This is a genomic window from Mesorhizobium sp. M7A.F.Ca.US.006.01.1.1 (assembly GCF_003997935.1).
Lineage (GTDB): Bacteria > Pseudomonadota > Alphaproteobacteria > Rhizobiales > Rhizobiaceae > Mesorhizobium.
This window is the reverse complement of record NZ_RZQL01000123.1, coordinates 1-20189: the sequence shown is the minus strand read 5'-3', so window position 1 is coordinate 20189 and position 20189 is coordinate 1. Positions and strand designations below refer to the sequence as shown.

The window sequence follows — 20189 nt, the reverse complement described above, 5'->3', positions numbered from 1 at the left end:
TGATCGGCCCTACCGACGCGATCTTCGCCCATGTCGCGCCACCGAGCGATCCGAGTTGCCAGAAGGTCAGGTCGCGCAACTGGCGATCGTCGGCCATGAAGATGAGGATGCCGGTCAGCGCCATGGCGAGCGCCGCCAGCGCGATGCCGGCGAGCAGCATTGTGGCAACCGAGGTTTGCCCCCGCCGCGTCGCGACCTGATAAAGCACCAGCGTGGTGGCGAGCCCGCCACAGAAGGCCGCTAGCGGCAGCGCAACCGTGCCGAGCATGGCCGTCACCGGTGCGAGCACCGTGGCGCCAAGCACGATGACGGCAACCGCGCCGAGGCTCGAGCCGGCCGAGACGCCGATCAGGCCGGGGTCGGCCAGCGGATTGCGGAACAGCCCCTGCATGACCGCGCCGGAGACCGCGAGCGCCGCGCCGACCAGCATGCCGAGGATGATGCGCGGCAGGCGGATGTCGTAGACGATCAGGCTGTCGCGGGCGCTCACCGCGGCGTCGTCAGGCACTGTGCCGAACAGCCGGTCGCCGATGACATTGACGGCTGATGCGTCCGAAGCCCCCGATGTCAGCGACAGAAAAACGGCAGCCGCGAGCCCCAGGCACAGCAGAAGGATGACGATGCGGGCGCGGCCCGACCGGTCGCCTTCGGATACGCTTGCCATCACCGGGCCGGCGATCGATTGATCGACCATGATCCGCCCGTTCAGTCCGTGACCTGCCCGCCATAAAGCGAGACAGCGAGGTCGTGGATGGCATCAGCCGTGCGTGGCCCGAAGCCGAGCAGATAGGCGCCGTCGACGCGGATCAGCTTGCGCGCCGTTCCGGCCGGCGTGGAAGCGATCGACGGATTGCCGAACAGTTCGTCGTCCGAGACCGGAGGCCCGGCATTGCTCATCATCAGGATCACGTCGGGCCTGGCGGTTATGATCGCCTCGTCGGACATCTGCTTGTAGCCGGAAAAACCCTCGACCGCGTTGACGCCGCCGGCCAGCTTGACCATGCCATCGGCGGCGGTCTCGCTGCCGGCCGCCAGGATTTTGCCGCCCTGTATCGACAGCACGAACAGGATGCGCTTGCGCTCCTTGATCGAGGCCGTCTGCTGTTCGGCTGCCGTGAGCTTGGCATCGAGCTCCCTGGCCAACACCTCGGCCTTGGCCTCGACGCCGAGCGCCTTGCCGACGATGCGGACCTTCTCAAGGATGCCTTCGTGGCTATAGTGCTCGGGCACCTCGATGAACGGAACGCTCGTCTTCTTCAAGACATCGACGGCTTCCTTGGGACCGCTGCCATGCAGCGCCAGGATGCCGGTCGGATTGACCGACAGCACGCCTTCCGGCGACAGCGCGCGCATGTAGCCGACATCGGGCAGCTCAAGCGCCGCCTTTGGGTACCGGCTGGTGGAATCGCGCGCCACCAGATGCTTCTCCTCGCCGAGCGCATAGACGATCTCGGTGATCGAGCCGCCAATGGCCGCAATCTTCGAGGGATCGGCAAACACGGCCGTGTCTTCGGCGGCGCTTACAGGTTGCAGCGCGACAAAAGCCAGGGAAAGACCGATCGCCGGCCCCATTGCCGATCTTAAAACGGGCGCCAAGCTGAGGACAGGCGCCAGTCTGGAAAAGGAAACCATTTCTATCGTCCTCAGGCTGCGGTCGGGCTTGGGATGCGCGGCAGGTTTTCCGCCAGGAACCGCCAGTCGTCACGCTCGCTTTCGCCTTCATGGCGCTTGCCGAAGAACTGGATGATCATCTTGCCGTCGGAATCATAGACCTCGAGAGAGGTGACATGACCGTCCTTGGTCGGCTTGCGCACCGCCCAGACCTCCTGGATGTGGTCGGTCCGCAAATGCAGGTGGAAGGTTTCGTCCAGCACGTTGATCCATGGCCCCATCGGCTTGATCGACTTGATCGGACCGGAATGGATCTGGATGCAGCCGCGGTTTCCCACAAAGCACATGATCGGCATCTCGCCCTCCGCGGCGTGATGAAACATGGCACGGACGGCATCATTGTCGAGCTGCCAGGCATAGTCTTGCCCAACCAGGCGGACCGCCTGCCGGCGGCTGAGTTTCAGCGTCTTCAGCATGCCGAAGAACTGGTGCACATCGGTGAGCCGGCTCCAGCGGTCGCGCAGATCGTCGAGATTGGCGGCCGTTTCGTCGCCATGGATCTCATCATCGGGGAGTGGTCCTGAAATGTCGACCGTCGGCTCCTGATTGGACGATTCGAGCGCGGCAACTAGCTTTTGATAGGCATAGAGGCTGGAGGCAGGACGCAGATGCACCTTGTGCACGGCCTCGCCCGCCGCATCGAAAAACTGCAGGCTGCGGCGGATTTCGTCGCCGTCTCGCTTCTCGACGGCAAAGCCGTGTGCCCAGACCTTCGGGAAGATGCGCAGGTCGATGTTTTCGCCAAGCACCATAGCATTGTGGTTGCCGGTGACGACCTTGTCATAGACGCCGATCTTCTCGTGCACCGCGCTCTCATTGCGGGTCAGCGCCATGACCTCGCCGACGGCCTCGAGGCCGGTCAAAAGATCGTTGACGCGCGGCTCGACGCGCACGACGCCGTCGCCGCAGTGCGCGGCGACCAGTTCGGCTTCCGAAATGCCGAGCTGGGCAGCCAGATCACGCTCGCGCGCCTTCGGATTGTCTGTCCGTGCCCGCCGGATTTCATGCGGGGCAGGTTTTACGCGCTGGTCCATGTCTTGGTCCCTGTTGCCTTGCCTTACTTGTTGAGAATGAGCTTGCCCTGACGGGTGATCTTCAGCCGGTAGAGCGCGCCATGATGCTCGATGCCGATCTCGTGCTCGCCCTGGAACAGGGTGTTGCTGGACAGGGTTCGCACCGCCAGCGGAACCCGGTCGAAACGGGTGGGGGCCGAGACATCGCCGGAACGACGGACGCGATAGCGAAAATCGTTGGGATTGTGGGTGTTCATCTCTGTCGATCCCTTTCCTGTGCCGGGCGTCTGGCTAGGCGTTGCGTAATCCGATTCATTTCTTGACTTGAATAATCATGTTTACTAGTCAGTGCAATACCGGATTAAATGAGTCAAGATTTAAGACGCCGGACACGATCAAAAATGCCAGCCAGCCCCAGGCCAGCCAGCATGAAACCTGGACTTTGGAGTTGGGGCATGGGGTTGGTGACTTGGGAATGGCGTGGCCGGTCGGCGGCGAACGGCGTGGCGGCTTTGCTGACAAGCGTGGCCGCGATCGCCTTGTCGGCGCAACTGGCCAACGCTCAGCAGGCGGCACAGCCGGCGGACCAGCAGAAGGCTAATGAAGAGAAGGCCGCGCCCGCGGGCGCGACGCTGCTCGACAAGATCCTCGTCATCAGCCGCACCGGCGAGACGGCGATCGAATCGCTGGCATCGGCCAGCCATGTCGGCCAGGAACAGCTCGACCGCCGCATGGCGACGACGCCCAATGAGATGCTGCTTGGCGTGCCCGGTGTCGCGGCGCAGGCCGATGCCAGGCGCGTCAGCACCAGCATCAACATCCGCGGCTTGCAGGATTTCGGCCGCGTCGCGGTCATCGTCGACGGCGCCCGTCAGAATTTCCAGCGCTCCGACCACGGCACCCAGTCGACCTTCTACATCGACCCCGAACTCGTCAAATCCGTGGATGTTATCCGCGGTCCTGTCGCCAACACCTACGGCTCGGGCGCCATCGGCGGCGTCGTCTTCTTCGACACCAAGGACGCCGCGGATTTCCTCAAGCCGGAAGAAACATGGGCCGGCTCCGTCACGGGACGCTATGAGAGCAACGGCAAGGGCTGGACGACAAGCGCATCAGGCGCCTACCGCCTCAACGAGAACTGGGATGTGCTCGGCAACATCGTCTACCGCGACTATGACGACTACAAGGATGGCGGCGGCGACACCGTCAAGGGCACCGGCTTCGATGTGCTGAGCGGCCTGCTCAAGACCACCATCCGGCCGACCGACAACAGTGAACTAAAGCTCGGCTGGGTCGGCTCAAGCGACGGCTGGAACGAGATCAGCGGCGGCGTGCCGGTCAATGACGTCGACCTGAAGTCGAACACCTTCACGGCGCGCTACAACATTACCGATGAGGACAAGAGCTGGCTCGATCTCCACATCAACACCTCCTACAACAAGACAAACCTCGATCTGACCAGCCTTGTACCGCAAAACCGCTTTGATCCGGTCACCGGCCTTCCCGTTGTCTTGCCGGCGGGATCGCAGTCGACGTTCGACGTCGGCACCACCGGCATCGACATCTGGAACACGTCCCGGTTCGAGACGAGTGGGATCGCGCATGAACTGACCTATGGCGGCGACTGGGTTGGCGATAACGTCAAGACCGGCGGCACGGCCGGCGGCGACAGTTTCTACACGCCGTCGGGCAAGCGCAATGTCTCCGGCGCCTACGTCCAGGACAAGCTCACCTGGGAGTGGCTCGAAGTCATCGCCGGGCTGCGTTACGACAACTACAGCCTCAAAGATGACACCCACGACATTTCTGGCGACAGGGTATCGCCGCGCATCACCGTCGGCGTCTCCCCGTTCGAATCCGCCGGCCTTGCCGGCCTTCAGTTTTATGGCACCTACGCCGAGGGCTATCGCTCGCCATCGATTACCGAGACGCTGATCAGCGGCAATCATCCGGCAGGTGTCAGCTTTCCGTTCCTGCCCAATCCCAATCTGCGGCCTGAGACCGGCAAGACGACCGAATTCGGCATCAACTACAAGCAGAACGATATCCTCGAGGCCGGCGACGCGTTCCGTCTCAAGGCGGCCTATTTCAACAATGATGTCGACGACTACATCGATGGCGTGACGCTGTCGGCATTCGACCCGACGAGCGGCTGCCCGTTCGGCCCCGGCATCCCGATCTGCTTCCAGTATCAGAACTTCGCCAAGGCCAAGATCAACGGCTTCGAGATGGAGGGCGTTTACGACGCGGCATGGGGCTATGCCGGACTTTCGGCGTCCATCATCAATGGCCACACGATATCGTATGAAGGCGACCGGGCGGATCTCGCCACGATCCCCTCATCCCAGGTCACCGCGCAGCTCGGCTTGCGCTTTCTCGAGGACAAGCTGACCGTCGGCGGCGAAGTGCAATACAATGGCAAGCCGAAGGGCAATCCGATCGCCGAGGACTACACGCTGGTCAATGCCTTTGCCAGCTACCAGGCGACGGACAATTTGAAGATTGATTTCCGCGCCGACAATCTGTTCGACGTCGAATACGCCAACCCGCTCAACGTCACGACCGCCGGCCAGCCGCCGCAGCCGGTCTTCGCGGCCTACGAGCCCGGCATAACGCTGAAGCTGGCGGCGACGATGCGGTTTGGAGGCTGATTGCCATGACGAGCTTGACGACATCCCTTCGTCTGCTGACCTCGACGCTGGCGATGTCGCTTGCGATGGTTCCGGCGTGGGCGCAAGAGTCCGCGCCGGTCCCCGCACTCAGCCTCGAACTCAATGGTGCGCAACCTTCCGACAAGGGTTGCCGCCTGACGTTCGTGGTCAACAACAATCTCGGCGCCGACCTGTCCAAGGCGGCGTTCGAGATCGCCTTGTTCAACGAGGCCGGCGTCGTCGACCGGCTGACCGTGCTCGACTTCAAGGAATTGCCGGCGGGCAAGACCAAGGTCACACGTTTCGATCTGGCCGGCACCGAGTGCTCGAAAGTCAGCCGCGTGCTGATCAACAGCGCGACCGAATGCACCGGTACCGGCGTCGAACCGAACGCCTGCATGCGCAAGCTGAAGACGGGCACCAGGACCGGTATCGCTTTCGGCGTCTGAGGTGGGACTGCATCCTGCATTCCTGCAAAACAATGCGGCGTGGCCAGTTGCCGGCCACTGCCGACTGCCGCTGCGAGCGAACGATCTTGATTTGACAATTCTGCTCTTGTCGCTGCAGGTCTCGCGGCGAGACATGCAGGATATCAGTCCCCTCCCCGAAGCCAGCGCCGAGCTGGCGATAATGCCAACCGAGCCGCTCGCGCTGCCGCGGCCATCGGCCTGGAATCGCAAATGGACGGCGGCGATCGTCATCTCCTGCCTGCTTCACGCCGCGGTGGCAGCGGCCTTCCTGATCTCCCCTAAGGGGATTTCCAGTTTCCAAGATGCCGAGCAGCCGGAAGGCAGTGATCAGTCGGGCACCAATGTGGCCGGCAGCGCGCTGGACAAGGACCCGACGGCAATAAACGTTGCACTGGTGCCCAGCCCGCAACCGGCCAAACCAACGCCGGTAACACCACCCAAGCCCACGCCGCCAACGGCGCCTTCCCAACCCGACGAGGAAGCGGCAAAGCCGCCGCTCAAGCCTTTGCCGGAATCTGTCAAACAGCCCGCGGTGACGCCCGACATATTGGTGGCCGGCGCCCCTCGCCCCGATGACCAGAGCGTGGCTCCCAAGACCGAAACGCCGGCACAGCCGACCATTCAGCCCGAGAGCACCGAAGCGGCTATGGCCATTCCAGAACAGCCGCCGATCCCCAGCGCCAGGCCCAGGATGGCCGCCGCGCCTTCACAGACGGCGGATGAGAAACGCGGCACGGCGGATGGTCAGGACCGGTTGGCGCAGACCGCCAGCAAGGGCAAAAAACAGAAAGAGGCAGGCAGTGACGCGGAAGACAGCTACCGCAGTGACGTCATCAGAAAGCTCAGCCGCGTCAATCGCGGCGTCCCACCTTCTGTGCAATTGACCGCCCGCAACAATGCCGTTGTGACATTCGTCATCGGCAGCCGTGGCGGCATTGACGAGCTGCGCATCCTGCAAAGCTCCGGATCGCCAAACTTTGATCAGGTCGTGCTCGGCATCGTGCGCAAGGCGGCGCCCTTCCCACCGATTCCGCCAAAGGTCGGCGACAGTCTTGTCTTCACCGGCGCAATCGGCCCGTTTTGAGAGCCTCCGCTTCGCCGTTCAAACATCCGTCAATCACAGTTCGCCAACATTGAAAGGAACCCAATGTACATCGCCATGAACCGCTTCAAGGTGCAGACCGGCTCGGAGAACGATTTCGAAGCCGTGTGGAAAAACCGCGATTCCAGCCTTGCCGAGATGAAAGGGTTCCGTGAATTCCACCTGCTGCGCGGCCCGGTCAACGAGACCGAAGGCTACACGCTGTTTGCGTCGCACACGGTGTGGGCGAGCCACGAGGATTTTATCGCCTGGACCAAGTCGGAGAATTTCCGTGCCGCCCACAGAAATGTCGGCACGACGAAGGTCCACTATCTCAGCCACCCCCAGTTCGAGGGCTTTTCGGTCGTCGAAGGCGCGTAATGCATGTCGCCCAAAAGTGGTCCCGGTTTTGGGACAACGACATGCATAAAAACAAAAGAGTTAGAGCCATTCATCGTTTCCACGAAACGGTGAATGGCGCGTAACGACTGGTCGGGGTCAAGCCCCGGCCAGCAGGCTCGCATTGCCGCCGGCGGCGGTGGTGTCGACGCAGACAGCACGCTCATGCGCATAGGCCGCCGGGTTCAGCACTTCGCTGACCAGCGGCACGATCGGGCCTGAGCGGTCGGCAATGACCTTGCGCACGATGCGCGCGGCCTCGGGCGTGCCCGAAAAAGCAACGATGTCGACGCGCAGCGAGCGCGCTTCGACCGGATCAGGGCGGCCGTCGATAGCCGCCAACGGCAGGCCCTTGCCCGTCAGCGCGGAAAGCGCTGCCGGCGCTCCTGGTGCAACGGCCAGCACCGCATTGCCGGCGGCGAGCGCCTGGATCGTCTGCGCGAGCAGCGTATCGCCGTCAGGACCAAGGCACAGCACCCGTCCGCGTGGCGACAGCGAGAGCGTGTTAGCCTCACCGGTCGGCCCGGGCAGGTCGACCTGGCCGAAATCGATGCCTGCGGCAGCACCAATGGCCGCAGCACCCTTGCCGCGCAGATGCTTCCTCAGAATGGCGATCCGGTCGGGCCGCGTCGACCAGCCGCCAAGTGCGGGATCGGGCAGATTGTCGGCAAGCTCGGTCGCCGTTACCTTATGGCCATCCTGCAAATGGGTGCCGGCCTCCGGCCCCTTGCGGAAGCGGCGGAGATAGTGCGGACCGCCGGCCTTCGGCCCAGTGCCTGAAAGCCCCTCGCCGCCAAACGGCTGCGAACCGACGACGGCGCCGATCTGGTTGCGGTTGACATAGATGTTGCCGGCATGGATGCCGTCGACGAAATGCTGCACGCGGCCCTCGATGCGGGTGTGCAGGCCGAAGGTCAGGCCATAGCCCTTGCGGTTGATGGCGGCGATGACCGCATCGATCTCGTCGGCATCGAAGGTGGCGACATGCAGCACCGGCCCGAACACCTCGCGCTCCATGTCTTCGATACCCTTGACCCGGAAGACGTGCGGCGCGACGAAGCGACCTTCCTTCGGCGCTTCGAGCTTGGCGATGAGCCGGCCCTGCAGGCCCATCTTCGTGCAGTACTCGCGGATCGAGCTTTGCGCCTCGTCGTCGATGACAGGGCCGACATCGGTCGAGATCCGCCAGGGATCGCCGATGCTGAGCGCCTCCATGGCGCCCTTCAGCATCTCCAGCATCTTCTTCTCGACGTCCTTCTGCACATAGAGCACGCGCAGCGCCGAGCAGCGCTGGCCGGCACTCTGGAACGCCGAGGCGAGGATGTCGCGCACCGCCTGTTCGGGCAGCGCGGTGGAATCAACGATCATGGCGTTAAGGCCGCCGGTCTCGGCGATCAGCATGGCGTCGGGCGCGGCCGTCTCGGCCAATTGCTTCTCGATCAGCTTGGCGACCTCGGTCGAGCCGGTGAAGCAGACGCCGGCAATGCGCGGGTCAGCGGTGAGCGGGCCGCCGACCGACGGGCCATCGCCCGGCAGAAGCTGGATGACATCTTCCGGCACGCCGGCCTCGCGCAGCAGTTCGACGGCGCGGAAGGCGATCAGCGGCGTCTGCTCGGCCGGCTTGGCGATGACCGAATTGCCGGTGACCAGTGCGGCTGCGATCTGGCCGGTGAAGATGGCGAGCGGGAAATTCCACGGCGAAATGCACACGATCGCGCCGCGCGCTTGCGTGCCCGCCTCCGCATTGGCCGCCTCAGTGGCGTAGTAACGCAGGAAGTCGACGGCTTCACGCACCTCGGCGACGCCGTCGGCCAGCGATTTGCCGGCCTCGCGGGTGGCGAGTGCAAAGAACTCGACGGCACTGGCCTCATAAAGATCGGCGGCACGATTGAGGATGGCGGCGCGCTCTGCAACGGGACGTTTTGCCCAGGCCGGCTGCGCTTCCACCGCAAAGCGCACGGCGGTAGCCACTTGCTTGGCGGCGGCTTCGCTGACCGTGCCGACCACTTCGGAAGGCTTTGCCGGGTTGACTATGGGACGCTGCTTGCCGTAGCCGGCGGCACGGGTGATCGGCTTGGCATGCCAGCGGTCCGGCCCGGCGAAGGCCGCCCTGGCCTTGTCGATCGCCGCCAGCGTCACCGTGTCGGTGATGTCGAAACCCTTCGAGTTGCGACGGCCGGCCCCAAAAATCTCGGAAGGCCGGGCAATCGCCGGATTGGCGGCCGGACCCTGGCTCTCGATCGTTTCGAGCGGATCGCGCGCAATGTCCTCCGGCTCGACATCCTCATCGGTCAGCTGGTGCACGAAGGAGGAGTTGGCGCCGTTCTCCAGCAGCCGGCGGACCAGATAGGCCAGCAGATCGGAATGCGCTCCGACTGGTGCATAGATGCGGCAGCGTGTGCCTTCGGACCGTCGCACCGTCTCGTGCAGCGCCTCGCCCATGCCGTGCAGGCGCTGGAACTCGAAGGCGTCGCGATTGTCAGCCATCGACAGAATGGCGGCGACGGTGTGAGCGTTGTGGGTGGCGAATTGCGGATAGATGCGGTCGGTCATGCCGAGCAGTTTCTTCGCGCAGGCCATGTAGGAGACGTCGGTGTTGGCCTTGCGGGTGAAGACGGGATAGCCGGTGAGCCCAAGCGTCTGCCCCCGCTTGATCTCGGTGTCCCAATAGGCGCCCTTGACCAGCCGCACCATGATGTTGCGGTCGTATTTCTTCGCCAGCGCATAGAGCCAGTCGATGGCGAAGGCCGCGCGTGGCCCATACGCTTGCACCACCACGCCAAAGCCGTTCCAGCCGGCGAGTTCCGGCTCGGCCAGCACCCGCTCGATGACGTCGAGCGACAGATCGAGGCGGTCGGCCTCCTCGGCATCGATGTTGAGACCCATGCGCGAATGGCGCGCGGCCAGCGCCAGCGACAAGAGCCGCTCGGCCATCACAGGCAGCATCTCGTCCTTCTGCGCCACCTCGTAGCGCGGATGCAGCGCCGAAAGCTTGACCGAAATGCCGTGGTTCTGCCTGATGTCAGGACCGTTGGAGCCGGAATCGAGCGACGAAATCGCGTCGGCATAGGCCTTGTGATAGCGCAAGGCGTCGGCCTCGGTGCGGGCCGCCTCGCCCAGCATGTCGAAGGAATAGAGATAGCCCTTCTGGGTCATCGGCCGGCCGCGCTTGACGGCTTCAGCGATGGTGCGGCCGAGCACGAACTGCTCGCCCATTTCGCGCATGGCGGCGGCCACCGCCTTGCGGATCACCGGCTCGCCCAGCCGCCGCACCATAGAACGCAGCGTGCCCTCGATGCCGCCCTCGCCCTCATCGAGGACGCGACCGGTCAGCATCAGCGCCCAGGTCGAGGCGTTGACGAAGATGGAGCTCGAACCGCCCGAATGCGCCGACCAGTCGTGCGGCGCGATCTTGTCGGCGATGAGATCGTCCATCGTCTCGGTATCGGGCACGCGCAGCAGCGCCTCGGCTAGGCACATCAGCGCGACGCCTTCCTTGGTGGAGAGGCCATAGGCCGAGAGGAAGACTTCCATCAGCCTTGGATCCGACGAACCGCGGACCGCCCGCACCAGATCGGCGGCGCGGGCCGATATCGCCTTGCGGTCTTTCCCGGAGAGCCCTGTCGCGTCGGCAAGCCGCCTCACGGCCTCGTCTTCGTCGGGCAGGTAGTTGGCGCGGATCTGCTGGCGGATGGCATCGAGCGCTGGCATGGCGGTCCCATGGATCGAGCAAAGGGGATCGGGCCGGCGGTCACCGGACCGAATGGCGCAAGCTAGCACAGGTGCGAATTTTCAGTCGGTCCGAAGAAATCGACATTGCAGGTCATTCGATCTATCTTAGTGGCTGAGAATTGACATATGGACTGCATTTTCGATGACAGAAGACCAATTGGACCGCATCGACAGGAATATCCTGTCGATGCTGGCAAGCGATGGCCGGCTTTCCATGTCAGAACTGGCGGCAAAGGTCGGCCTGTCGAAGACGCCGGTGCAGGCCCGGGTGAAGCGGCTTGAGAAGGACGGTTACATCAGGGGCTACCAGGCGATCATCGACCGCGAGCGCATGGGCGAAGGCCATGTCGCTTTCGTCCAGGTGAAATTGTCCGACACCCGATCCGCCGCGCTCGACGCCTTCAACCGATCCGTGCAGGCCGTGCCGGAGATCGAGCAGTGCCACATGATGGCGTCGAGCTTCGACTATCTGCTGAAAGTCCGCACCAGGGACATCGCCGCCTACCGCCGCGTGCTGGGCGAGCGCATTTCAGCCCTGCCCCACGTCGCCCAGACCTCGACCTTCGTAGCGATGGAGACGGTGAAGGATCGATGACCATGATCCCGAAAAGTGGACGCCGGTTTTCGGACAAGATCATGGTCAAACAAGAAAATTGGGCTCACTCCGCCAGCGTCTTCAAAAACGCCACCAGCGCCGCGCGCTCGCGATCCGATAGCTCCAGCGGATGAACCTCTGACACCCCCTCGACGCTGGGCGCAGCCTTCGCATAGTGCGCCACCACCTCGTCGAGCGATGAAAACTGCCCGGCATGCATGTAGGGCGGCCGCGTTGCCGCGCCGCGCAGCGACGGCGTCTTGTAGGCGCGGATGACTTGCGGCGCATCCTTGACCATGAAGCGCAGCTCGCCGCAGGCGCCGGCGTCGCCATCGCGATAGGCGCCGAAGCAGTTGAACGGGTCGGCCTCGACTTGGCGTACCGCATCGATGCGGCCGCGATCTGGCGGCAGGCCGGCAACGGGCGGCACTCCGGTGTTGTGAAAACTGTTGTCGGTGAAGCGCGGGCCGTCGTGGCACGTCACGCAATTGGCCTTGCCGATGAACAGTTTCAGCCCAAGGATTTCCTCCTTGGAAAAGGCGGCATCGCCCTTCGGCTCGGCGCCGGCGACGAGGTCGAGCGCAAAGCGGTCGAAGCGCGTCGGCGCGGGCGCGATCGAGCGTTCGAAGGCGGCAATCGCCTTGCCGATATTGGCAAAGACGCCGTTGATGGCGTCACGCTGCGGGCCGCTCATCGCATTCCAGGCCGCCTGCTCGGCGTCGGTTCCCAACGGGCTGGCATCCAACGGCATGCCGGAAAAGTCAGGCAGCGGCCCGAAGATGCGCTCATAGCGCTCGCCGAAGCGCGCCTTGATGTAATGAGCGTAAGCGGCGCGGTTTCCCGCCTGCTCCAGCGGGTTTTCGAGCGGCGTCAACGCTTGCGCCCACAGGCTGTCGCGGCGGCCGTCCCAGAAGAACCAGGGATCGCGCGCCACGCCGGCCAGCGGCATGGTGCGCCGGTTGGTGCGGCCGACGCCTACCGCTTGCGGCAGGTCGTCCTGGAACTGGCGGTCGATCTTGTGGCAGGTCGAGCACGACACCGTGCCGTCGCGGCTCATGCCCTGATCGAAAAAAAGCGTCGAGCCGAGTGCGGCGGCGGCCGGCACGTCGGCAAATCGGTTGGTGGTGTCGGGCTTGAGTGGCGGCAGCGTGTTCAGCGCCAGCGAAGCGATGGTCTTCTTTTCGGCGTCGGAAAAGTCAGGCTTGCCGCAGCCCACGAGGATGACGGCGACCATCAGCGCCAGAAAGCAGAAAAGGCGCTTCATCGATCGCTCACAGCACCACGTTGAACAGTACCGTGTCGGAGCCGGCGCCGGACGAGATGGCGAAACGAAGTTGCCACCAGCCGCTCATGGTGAATTTCAGCCCCTCGATGCGGTAACGGCCTTCGCCCAGGTAATCGGTGACCTGCGGGCTGGTCGGCAGGCCGTGATTGTGTTGCGGCATGCCGCCGGAGATGGCGATCGCGGCGCGCTCCACCGAAGCCCCTGTCTTTGTCTTCAAGGTCAGCAGCCAGGATTCCAGTTCGCCCTGCCGCACCACGCCCCGTTCCGGCACGAAGCTCGCCATGTACAGCCCGTTGTCGGTTTTCTTCGTCCGCGCGACATCCGGGCCGGCAGGCTGCGCCGACCGCGGCGCCGTCAGATAGACGACCGCGAGAATGCTGACCAGCAAGGCAGCCAGACCAAGACCTGCCAACAGATAACGCCATAGTGATGCCAAACCGGCTCCTCTTCTGCAGACAACGCTCTGCCGAGCGGATCGCATCCCGCCAGCCTGTGGGAAAACGCTGTGGCGGAAAAAACCCTGCTTGCCAAGCATGGCGCTGCCGATGGCAAAAAGCTACAGCACCGGGAAACACTGGAGGACTGTAGATGGCGGGAACCGGCGTCGCCTCGATCGGCGAATGCATGCTCGAACTGTCGGGCCAGACGGGACCGAACTGGCGCATGGGCTTTGCCGGCGACACGTTCAACACGCTGTGGGCGCTGCATGCACTGAGCGCTGAGCGGCCGGCAACCTATGTCTCGGCCTTCGGCGACGATCCCTTCTCGCAAGGCCAGATCGATTTCTTGGGCCAGAACGGCATCGGCATCGGCTCCAGCCCGGTCATAGCGGGCGCACGGCCCGGCCTCTATGCCATCACGCTGACCGGGGCCGAGCGTTCCTTCACCTATTGGCGTGGCGACGCCGCAGCGCGGCAGCTTGCGTCCGACCCGGCCGCTCTGTCGAAAAGCCTTGAAAATCAGGCGCTTGTCTATTTTTCCGGAATCACTTTGGCAATTCTGGACGATGCCGCGCGCGCCACATTGCTGTTGGCCATCGCCAAGGCGCGCTCGGCGGGCTCGACTGTCGCCTTCGATCCCAACTACCGGCCGCGGCTTTGGCGCAATCGCGAGGATGCGCAGGCCGCGATCGTTGAAGCGCTTGCCGTCACCGACATCGCATTGCCGACCTTCCCCGACGAGCAGATGCTGTTCGGCGATACAACGCCGCAAGCGACCGCGGAGCGTCTCGGCAAATTGGTCGATGAAGTGGTCGTCAAGAACGGCGAAGCGCCGGCGCTGGTTGCCCAACGAGAAACGCTGCGCGAAGTCCCGGCGATCAATGTCGCTGCGCCCGCCGACACGACCGGCGCCGGCGATTCCTTCAACGGCGGCTATCTTGCGGCTCGACTTGCCGACCATGACCCGCTTGAAGCCGCGCGCCGTGCCCATCGCGTCGCCGCCGCCGTGGTGCAGGTACGCGGCGCGCTGGCGCCGTTCGAGACCCTGCGCGCGGCATTCGAAAACTAAGGCCTGTTGAGATTCAGGTCGGGCCGAGTCGAAAATGGCCGATGCCGAGAACCGGAGCGGAGCGTACTTTTCGTACGTGAGCTCAGTTCTACCGCGACGCGGTAGAACGGGGAAGCGCAGATATCAGCCATTTGCAGGCCGGCCTCACCTGAATATCAGCAGGCCTTAAGGCAGGCGGAATCTGTATTCCGTCACGTGGTGGTAGATCGCGCCCGGCCACAGTGTCGCCTGAGGGAAATAGGGCCGGTTCGGCGCGTCCGGCCAAATCTGCGGCTCCAGGCAGAAGCCGCAAAAAGCCTTGTAGTCGCGGCCTTCCAGCCCGGTGCGCGGCGTCACATACTGGCCGGTATAGAGCTGGACGCCGGGCTCGGTGGTCCAGACCTCCATCTCGACACCGGAACTGGCGCCTTGCGTCCACGCCGCCTGCTTGAGCGGGCCGCGTGCCGAAGCAAGGCAGAAATTCTGGTCGTAGGGCAGTTGTTCACCCTCGGTCTCCATGCGCAGCGGCCGCGCCTGGCGGAAATCGAACGGTGTGCCGTCAACCGGCTTGACCACACCGGTGGGGATCATGTCGCCATCGACCGGCAGGTAGGCGCCGGCATTCAGCATCATCCTGTGGTCGAGAATATCGCCTGCGCCGCCATCATCCAGGTTGAAATAGGAATGCTGAGTGAGATTGCACGGCGTCGGCTCCTCGCAGGTGGCGGTCAGCTCGACGCTGAGCGTGCCAGGAATCTTCAGCCGGTAGGTGCAGGTGACGTCGAGCGCCCCAGGAAAACCCATCGTGCCGTCGGGATCGTGCAGGGTCAGCGTGACGAAATCCCTGCCATGCAAGGAAACCGTCCACGGCCGGTGGGAGTAACCTTGCGAACCGCCATGCAGCGTATGCTTGTCGAGGAAGTTTTGCTCGGTCTGGTAGCGGTTGCCGCCAATGGTGAAGCGGCCGTCGCGGATGCGGTTGGCATAGCGGCCGACGATCGCTCCAAAGAAGGCCGTATCCGTCTCGTAGCCTTCCAGACTGTCATAGCCGAGCACCAACGGCGCATCGTGCCCGGTCAGGCGCAGATCCTGGATGATCGCGCCCAGACCGATGATGTTGGCTGTGATGCCGCCGCCCCTGATCGTGAAGCGAAGCACCTGCTCGCCAGCCTGCGTCGTGCCGAAAACCTCGCCGTCCTTCATCGCCATGCCCGTAAATGCCAGTTGATCCAGAAGACTTCGGCTGGTTTTTCCATGAGAGATGGGCAGGCCATTGGCCCCCCATCTCAGGGATAGCCTATCAGAGGCCGAGGCCGCCGATGCAGACATATTTTGTATCGAGATAATCCTCGATGCCCTGGTGTCCGCCTTCCTTGCCGAGGCCGGATTCCTTGACGCCGCCGAACGGCGCTTCCGGCGTGGTGATGAGGCCTTCATTGACGCCGACCATGCCGTATTTCAGCCCTTCCATCACACGGAAGGCGCGGCCGAGATCGCCCGTGTAGAAGTAGCAGGCGAGGCCGAATTCGGTGTCGTTGGCGAGGGCGACGGCTTCCTCTTCGGTCTCGAACTTGAACACCGGTGCGACCGGGCCAAAGATCTCTTCCTTCATGAAGCGCATCTTGGGTGTCGCGTTGGCGATGACCGTCGGCTGGAAGAACGAACCGCCGAGCGCATGGCGCTTGCCGCCGGCGACGATCTTGCCGCCCTTGGATGTGGCGTCGGCGATCAGTTCCTCGACCTTCTCGACCGCCTTCTCGTCGATCAGCGGCCCCTGCTGCACGCCGTCCTCGAGGCCGGAGCCGACCTTCAGCCCGTTGCTGGCGGCAGCGAGCTTCTCGACGAACTTGTCATAGACATCAGCCTGGACAAGGAAGCGGTTGGTGCAAACGCAGGTCTGGCCAGAATTGCGGTACTTGGCGGTGATCGCACCGGCAACGGCACGCTCGAGATCGGCGTCGTCGAAGACGATGAACGGCGCGTTGCCGCCGAGTTCCATCGACACCTTCTTGACGGTGACCGACGACTTCTGGATGAGAAGCTTGCCGACTTCGGTCGATCCGGTGAAAGTGATCTTCGACACCAGCGGATTTGCGCAGATTTCGTCGCCGATTTCGCTGGCCGAACCGGTCAGGATGTTGACGACACCCTTGGGAAAACCGACTTCCTCCGCGAGCGCGCCCCAGGCGAGACCCGAATACGGCGTCTGCGACGCAGGCTTGACCACTGCGGTGCAGCCGGCGGCGAGCGCCGGGCCGAGCTTGCGGGCCAGCATCGAGGACGGGAAATTCCACGGCGTGATGGCGGCGATGACGCCGACCGGTTCCTTGGTCACCAGGATGCGGCGGTCCGCCCATGGCGAGGGCACGACATCACCATAAGTGCGGCGGCCTTCTTCGGCGAACCACAATATGTAGGACGCGGCCGAGCCGATCTCGCCCTTCGATTCGAACAGCGACTTGCCCTGTTCGATGGTCAGCAGTTCGGCCAACACGTCCTGATTGTCCATCATCGCGTCGTGCAGCTTGCGCAGCAGCTTCGAGCGCTCGAGCGCGGTCGTCTTGCGCCAGGTCTTGAAAGCTTCAGCGGCCGCTTCGATGGCGCGGCGGGTCTCGGCCTTGCCCGACTTCGGCACGGTGCCGATCTTGAGGCCGGTAGCCGGGTTGTTGACGTCGACCGTCTGGCCGCTGTCGGCCTGCACCCATTCGCCATTGATGAGATTGGCCTGCCGCATGAAATGGCTGGTTTTCTGAAGCATGGTCTATCCTCCGTTCGGCGCCCTGACGGGCGGGTCTGTGAAATCTTCGGTGAGCGTGCGCCATGGATTGAGGCCGGCACGCCGGAGCCACTGCTCTTTACCGAGGGCAAGGCACGCAAGCAATCGCAAGATGGCATATAGGGCTTGGGCCAGAGCGGGACGAGAGCAAGCTGACGTCCTTAGCCCCGATGCCTTTTACCCGAAAACGTGCAAGACAACAGTCAGCCAGAAAGCCGTGGTGACGGCGGCGCAGGCCGTGGCGATGGTCATCTGGTTCGACGCCAACGCCTGGCCGGTGTTGAACTGCACGGCGATCAGATAGGAATTGACGCCGGATGGCATCGCGGCCACCATCACCGCCACCTTGGCCGTCAAGGGCGGCATGCCGAGCAACCAGACGAAGACCAGGACCAGTGCCGGCATCAGGAACAGCTTCAGCACGGAAAGCGCCAATGCCGGCCGGACATTGCCCGAAATGCCGAAGCGGCGCAGGCTGAGCCCCATGGCGAACAACGCCACCGGCCCCGCCGTTCCGGCCAGCGCATCGACCAGGCGCATGGCGACATCCGGCAGCGGCGCACCCGTGATGCGCCATACAAGCCCTGCCAGAATGCCGATGATCAACGGATTCATGAAGAGCCGCCTGAGGAAGCTACGGATAACGCGCAAGGGGTGCACGGGTTCGCCGCCGCGGCCGAAGACTTCGAACAACACGATCGAGGCCATCAGCATGATTGGCAGATGCACGGAGACCAGCAGCGACAGCACTTCGAAGCCGCTCGGGCCAAAGATGCCAAGAATGAAGGGAGCGCCGAGCAGCACGACATTGGAAAAGGCAGACGAAACTCCGCCGACGACGCCGGCACGGGCATCCCTGCCGAAGATACGGGTGGTGACCAGATGGCCGGCGGCCCAAGTGATGGCAACCGCGGCGAAATAGGCGCCCCACAGCGGCCAAGGCGCCACGCCGTGGAAGTCGGACTTCACCATCGTCTGGAACAGCAGCAGCGGCATCGCCACGTTGATGGCAAATTCCGATATCCCCTCGCCGCTCGCTGGCTTCAAATAGCCGGTAAACCCGGCGAGGTAGCCGAGCGCGACAAGGCTGAAGACGAAAAGGACGGTTTCGGTGAGCGGAGACATTTTTACCGTGACGGGCGAGTTTCCCGTGATAGGCGAGCCACGACCGCGACGCAATCGCGCCTGAATTTGATCATCGTCGGCTGGCAGCGTTATAGAGGGTTTGGATCATCAGGGCGGACACGAACGACAAATGGCCTTTGTCGGGCTCTCGAACCTTAGTCGTTTGCGGCGGGCATGGCTGACGGCTTTCGCCGCCGCACTGCTTTGTCTTGCCGCGACCGCGCTTGCGGTTGCCGAGACGAAAAGCCTCAAGGGCGTGGCGCTGATCATCGGCCAGTCGAATTACCTGCACATCGCCGCCCTGCCCAACCCCGCCAACGACGCCCGCGACATGGCCAAGATGCTGACCGACCTTGGCTTCGACGCCCGCAGCGTCACCGACCGTGACGCCACCAAGCTGAAGCGCGACCTGGAGCGGTTCACCGAAGATGCCGACGGCGCCGATGTCGCCTTCATCTACTATTCCGGTCATGGCATCGAGGCCGGCGGCGAAAACTATCTGGTTCCGGTCGATGCCGACGTGTCGTCGCTGAAGGATGCCGGCACCAGCCTCGTGCCGATATCCGCCGTCATGGAGGCATTGAAAAAGATAGTGCCGGTGACGATCATGCTGCTCGACGCCTGCCGCACCAATCCATTCCCCGCGGACGCAGTGGTACGGCGCTCACCGACCGCTTCCGCCTCGCCCATCGGTGCCGGCGGGCTGGAACCTGTGCGCGGCGCCAAGGCGCTGGGCAATGCGCCAGCGGCCGACGCGAGCCTGGGTACGGTGGTCGGCTTTGCCGCCGAACCGGGGCGTCCGGCACTCGATGGCGCCGCCGGCGAAAACAGCCCCTACGCAGCCGCCTTGCTGCGCCACCTCGCGGCGATGAAGGGCACCGAGTTCGGCTCGGTGATGCGCATGGTGACCGAGGAAGTCTATCTCGACACAAAGGCAAAGCAGCGTCCCTGGATCAATGAAAGCCTGCGCCGGCTGCTCTATTTCGGCGTCGCGCCGGCGGAGCCGACCGGCGACGACGGGCTGATCACAGGCGAAAGGCGCCAGCTCCTGCTGACCATTTCCGACCTGCCCGACCCCAAACGGGCGCAGGTGGAACTGGCTTCGCTGCAGGAAGGCGTGCCGCTCGATGCACTCTATGGCGTGCTGAAGGCGCTCGGCACGGAAAAGATCCCCGAAGATCCAACCGACCTGCAAAAGGTGCTCGACGCCCAGGCCGAGCGCCTGAAGAAGATGATGTCCGAGCGCGCCGCTTTGCGCACCGACGATCCAGAGATCAAACGCCTGGTCGCCTCAGCCGACAAGGCGATCGGCCAAGGCGCCATCGTAACGGCGCGCAAATTCCTCGACGATGCCGTCGGCCGGGTCGAGCAGACCAGCGATGCAGTCGATGAGGCCGAGGATCTCGTCAAGCAGAAGCGTCTTGCCGATGCCGCGATCTATGCCAGGCGGGCCGATGCCTCGGGGCTGGTCTTCGACTACAAATCCGCCGCCGGCGACTACGCCAAGGCGTTTTCGCTGGCCGAAAAATGGGACGACAAGCTGCGCTGGAACTACAAGAACCAGGAAGCCGAGGCGCTGAACGCCTACGGCTACGCCACCGGCGACCTCGATGCGCTGCAGCACTCCATCGATGCCTACCGCACCATCCTGAACTTCATTCCCAATGGCGAACAGAATCGCGACTGGGCGATCACCCGCAACAACATGGCGGTGGTGCTGCAGACCATCGGCGAGCGCGAGACCGAGACCGCGCGCCTTGAAGAGGCAGCGCTGATCTTTCGCGATTCCCTTGTCGTGTTCGAGCGAGAGAAGGACGAGCTCAACTGGGCCGCCGCGCAAAACAATCTGGCCAATGTGCTGCTGAAGATCGGCGAACGCGAGAGCGACCCGAAGCGCCTGAAC

Annotated in this window: 17 protein-coding genes; 7 read left to right on the top strand and 10 right to left on the bottom strand. The window is 63.8% G+C overall.

The genetic code is table 11. The annotated features are described in order from the left end of the window. From EN943_RS21135 to hemP, 4 genes are all read right to left on the bottom strand, one after another. Window positions 1–694 (bottom strand): iron chelate uptake ABC transporter family permease subunit (locus EN943_RS21135; RefSeq protein WP_164778300.1); only part of this gene is annotated, 694 nt, incomplete at its 3' end. Between the two features lie 11 nt (window positions 695–705). Further along, window positions 706–1572 carry a hemin ABC transporter substrate-binding protein gene (locus EN943_RS21130; protein WP_127414483.1) on the bottom strand — a complete coding sequence of 289 codons (867 nt, stop codon included), beginning with the start codon at window positions 1570–1572 and terminating at the stop codon, window positions 706–708. A gap of 71 nt (window positions 1573–1643) precedes the next feature. Further along, entirely contained in the window at window positions 1644–2705 is a 1062-nt protein-coding gene (locus EN943_RS21125; protein ID WP_127414482.1) for a hemin-degrading factor, read from the bottom strand. Window positions 2706–2728: 23 nt separating this feature from the next. Then, window positions 2729–2941, bottom strand: a complete 213-nt coding sequence (gene hemP / locus EN943_RS21120) for a hemin uptake protein HemP (protein WP_127414481.1) — start codon at window positions 2939–2941, stop codon at window positions 2729–2731. A 198-nt stretch (window positions 2942–3139) separates the two neighbouring features. On the opposite strand from hemP, the gene EN943_RS21115 reads away from it, so the two are divergent. The 4 genes from EN943_RS21115 (at window position 3140) to EN943_RS21100 (ending at window position 7267) form a co-directional block, all read left to right on the top strand. Then, a complete protein-coding gene (locus EN943_RS21115; RefSeq protein ID WP_127414480.1) occupies window positions 3140–5335 on the top strand; it encodes a TonB-dependent hemoglobin/transferrin/lactoferrin family receptor in 2196 nt (731 codons plus the stop codon). Between the two features lie 5 nt (window positions 5336–5340). Next, a complete protein-coding gene (locus EN943_RS21110) occupies window positions 5341–5784 on the top strand; it encodes a hypothetical protein (protein WP_127414479.1) in 444 nt (147 codons plus the stop codon). A 91-nt stretch (window positions 5785–5875) separates the two neighbouring features. Beyond that, window positions 5876–6889, top strand: coding sequence for a TonB family protein (locus EN943_RS21105; RefSeq protein ID WP_348630106.1), 1014 nt, complete (start codon window positions 5876–5878; stop codon window positions 6887–6889). 63 nt (window positions 6890–6952) lie between these two features. Beyond that, window positions 6953–7267, top strand: coding sequence for an antibiotic biosynthesis monooxygenase (locus EN943_RS21100; protein WP_127414478.1), 315 nt, complete (start codon window positions 6953–6955; stop codon window positions 7265–7267). 117 nt (window positions 7268–7384) lie between these two features. On the opposite strand, the gene putA is transcribed toward EN943_RS21100, so the two are convergent. Next, window positions 7385–10996, bottom strand: coding sequence for a bifunctional proline dehydrogenase/L-glutamate gamma-semialdehyde dehydrogenase PutA (putA, locus tag EN943_RS21090; protein WP_127414477.1), 3612 nt, complete (start codon window positions 10994–10996; stop codon window positions 7385–7387). A gap of 163 nt (window positions 10997–11159) precedes the next feature. On the opposite strand from putA, the gene EN943_RS21085 reads away from it, so the two are divergent. Continuing rightward, a complete protein-coding gene (locus EN943_RS21085; protein WP_127414476.1) occupies window positions 11160–11612 on the top strand; it encodes an Lrp/AsnC ligand binding domain-containing protein in 453 nt (150 codons plus the stop codon). Between the two features lie 64 nt (window positions 11613–11676). Here EN943_RS21085 and EN943_RS21080 read toward each other — a convergent pair whose 3' ends face one another. Together EN943_RS21080 and EN943_RS21075 are read right to left on the bottom strand one after the other, a co-directional pair. Then, window positions 11677–12876 (bottom strand): cytochrome c peroxidase, encoded by a 1200-nt coding sequence (locus tag EN943_RS21080; RefSeq protein WP_127414475.1) that lies wholly within the window; start codon window positions 12874–12876, stop codon window positions 11677–11679. A gap of 7 nt (window positions 12877–12883) precedes the next feature. Further along, the gene (locus tag EN943_RS21075) at window positions 12884–13333 is read right to left on the bottom strand and encodes a FixH family protein (protein WP_127414484.1); all 450 of its coding nucleotides are present in this window, start codon (window positions 13331–13333) and stop codon (window positions 12884–12886) included. Window positions 13334–13485: 152 nt separating this feature from the next. Between EN943_RS21075 and EN943_RS21070 the strand changes: the two genes are divergently transcribed. Beyond that, complete coding sequence (locus EN943_RS21070; RefSeq protein ID WP_127414474.1) at window positions 13486–14406, top strand: sugar kinase; 921 nt, start codon at window positions 13486–13488, stop codon at window positions 14404–14406. Between the two features lie 165 nt (window positions 14407–14571). On the opposite strand, the gene EN943_RS21065 is transcribed toward EN943_RS21070, so the two are convergent. From EN943_RS21065 to EN943_RS21055, 3 genes are all read right to left on the bottom strand, one after another. Continuing rightward, the gene (locus EN943_RS21065; protein ID WP_127414473.1) at window positions 14572–15594 is read right to left on the bottom strand and encodes an aldose epimerase family protein; all 1023 of its coding nucleotides are present in this window, start codon (window positions 15592–15594) and stop codon (window positions 14572–14574) included. A gap of 91 nt (window positions 15595–15685) precedes the next feature. Continuing rightward, window positions 15686–17143, bottom strand: a complete 1458-nt coding sequence (locus tag EN943_RS21060) for an NAD-dependent succinate-semialdehyde dehydrogenase (RefSeq protein WP_127414472.1) — start codon at window positions 17141–17143, stop codon at window positions 15686–15688. A gap of 195 nt (window positions 17144–17338) precedes the next feature. Then, window positions 17339–18286 (bottom strand): AEC family transporter, encoded by a 948-nt coding sequence (locus tag EN943_RS21055; protein WP_127414471.1) that lies wholly within the window; start codon window positions 18284–18286, stop codon window positions 17339–17341. A 130-nt stretch (window positions 18287–18416) separates the two neighbouring features. Between EN943_RS21055 and EN943_RS21050 the strand changes: the two genes are divergently transcribed. After that, window positions 18417–20189 (top strand): caspase domain-containing protein (locus EN943_RS21050; protein ID WP_206522789.1); only part of this gene is annotated, 1773 nt, incomplete at its 3' end.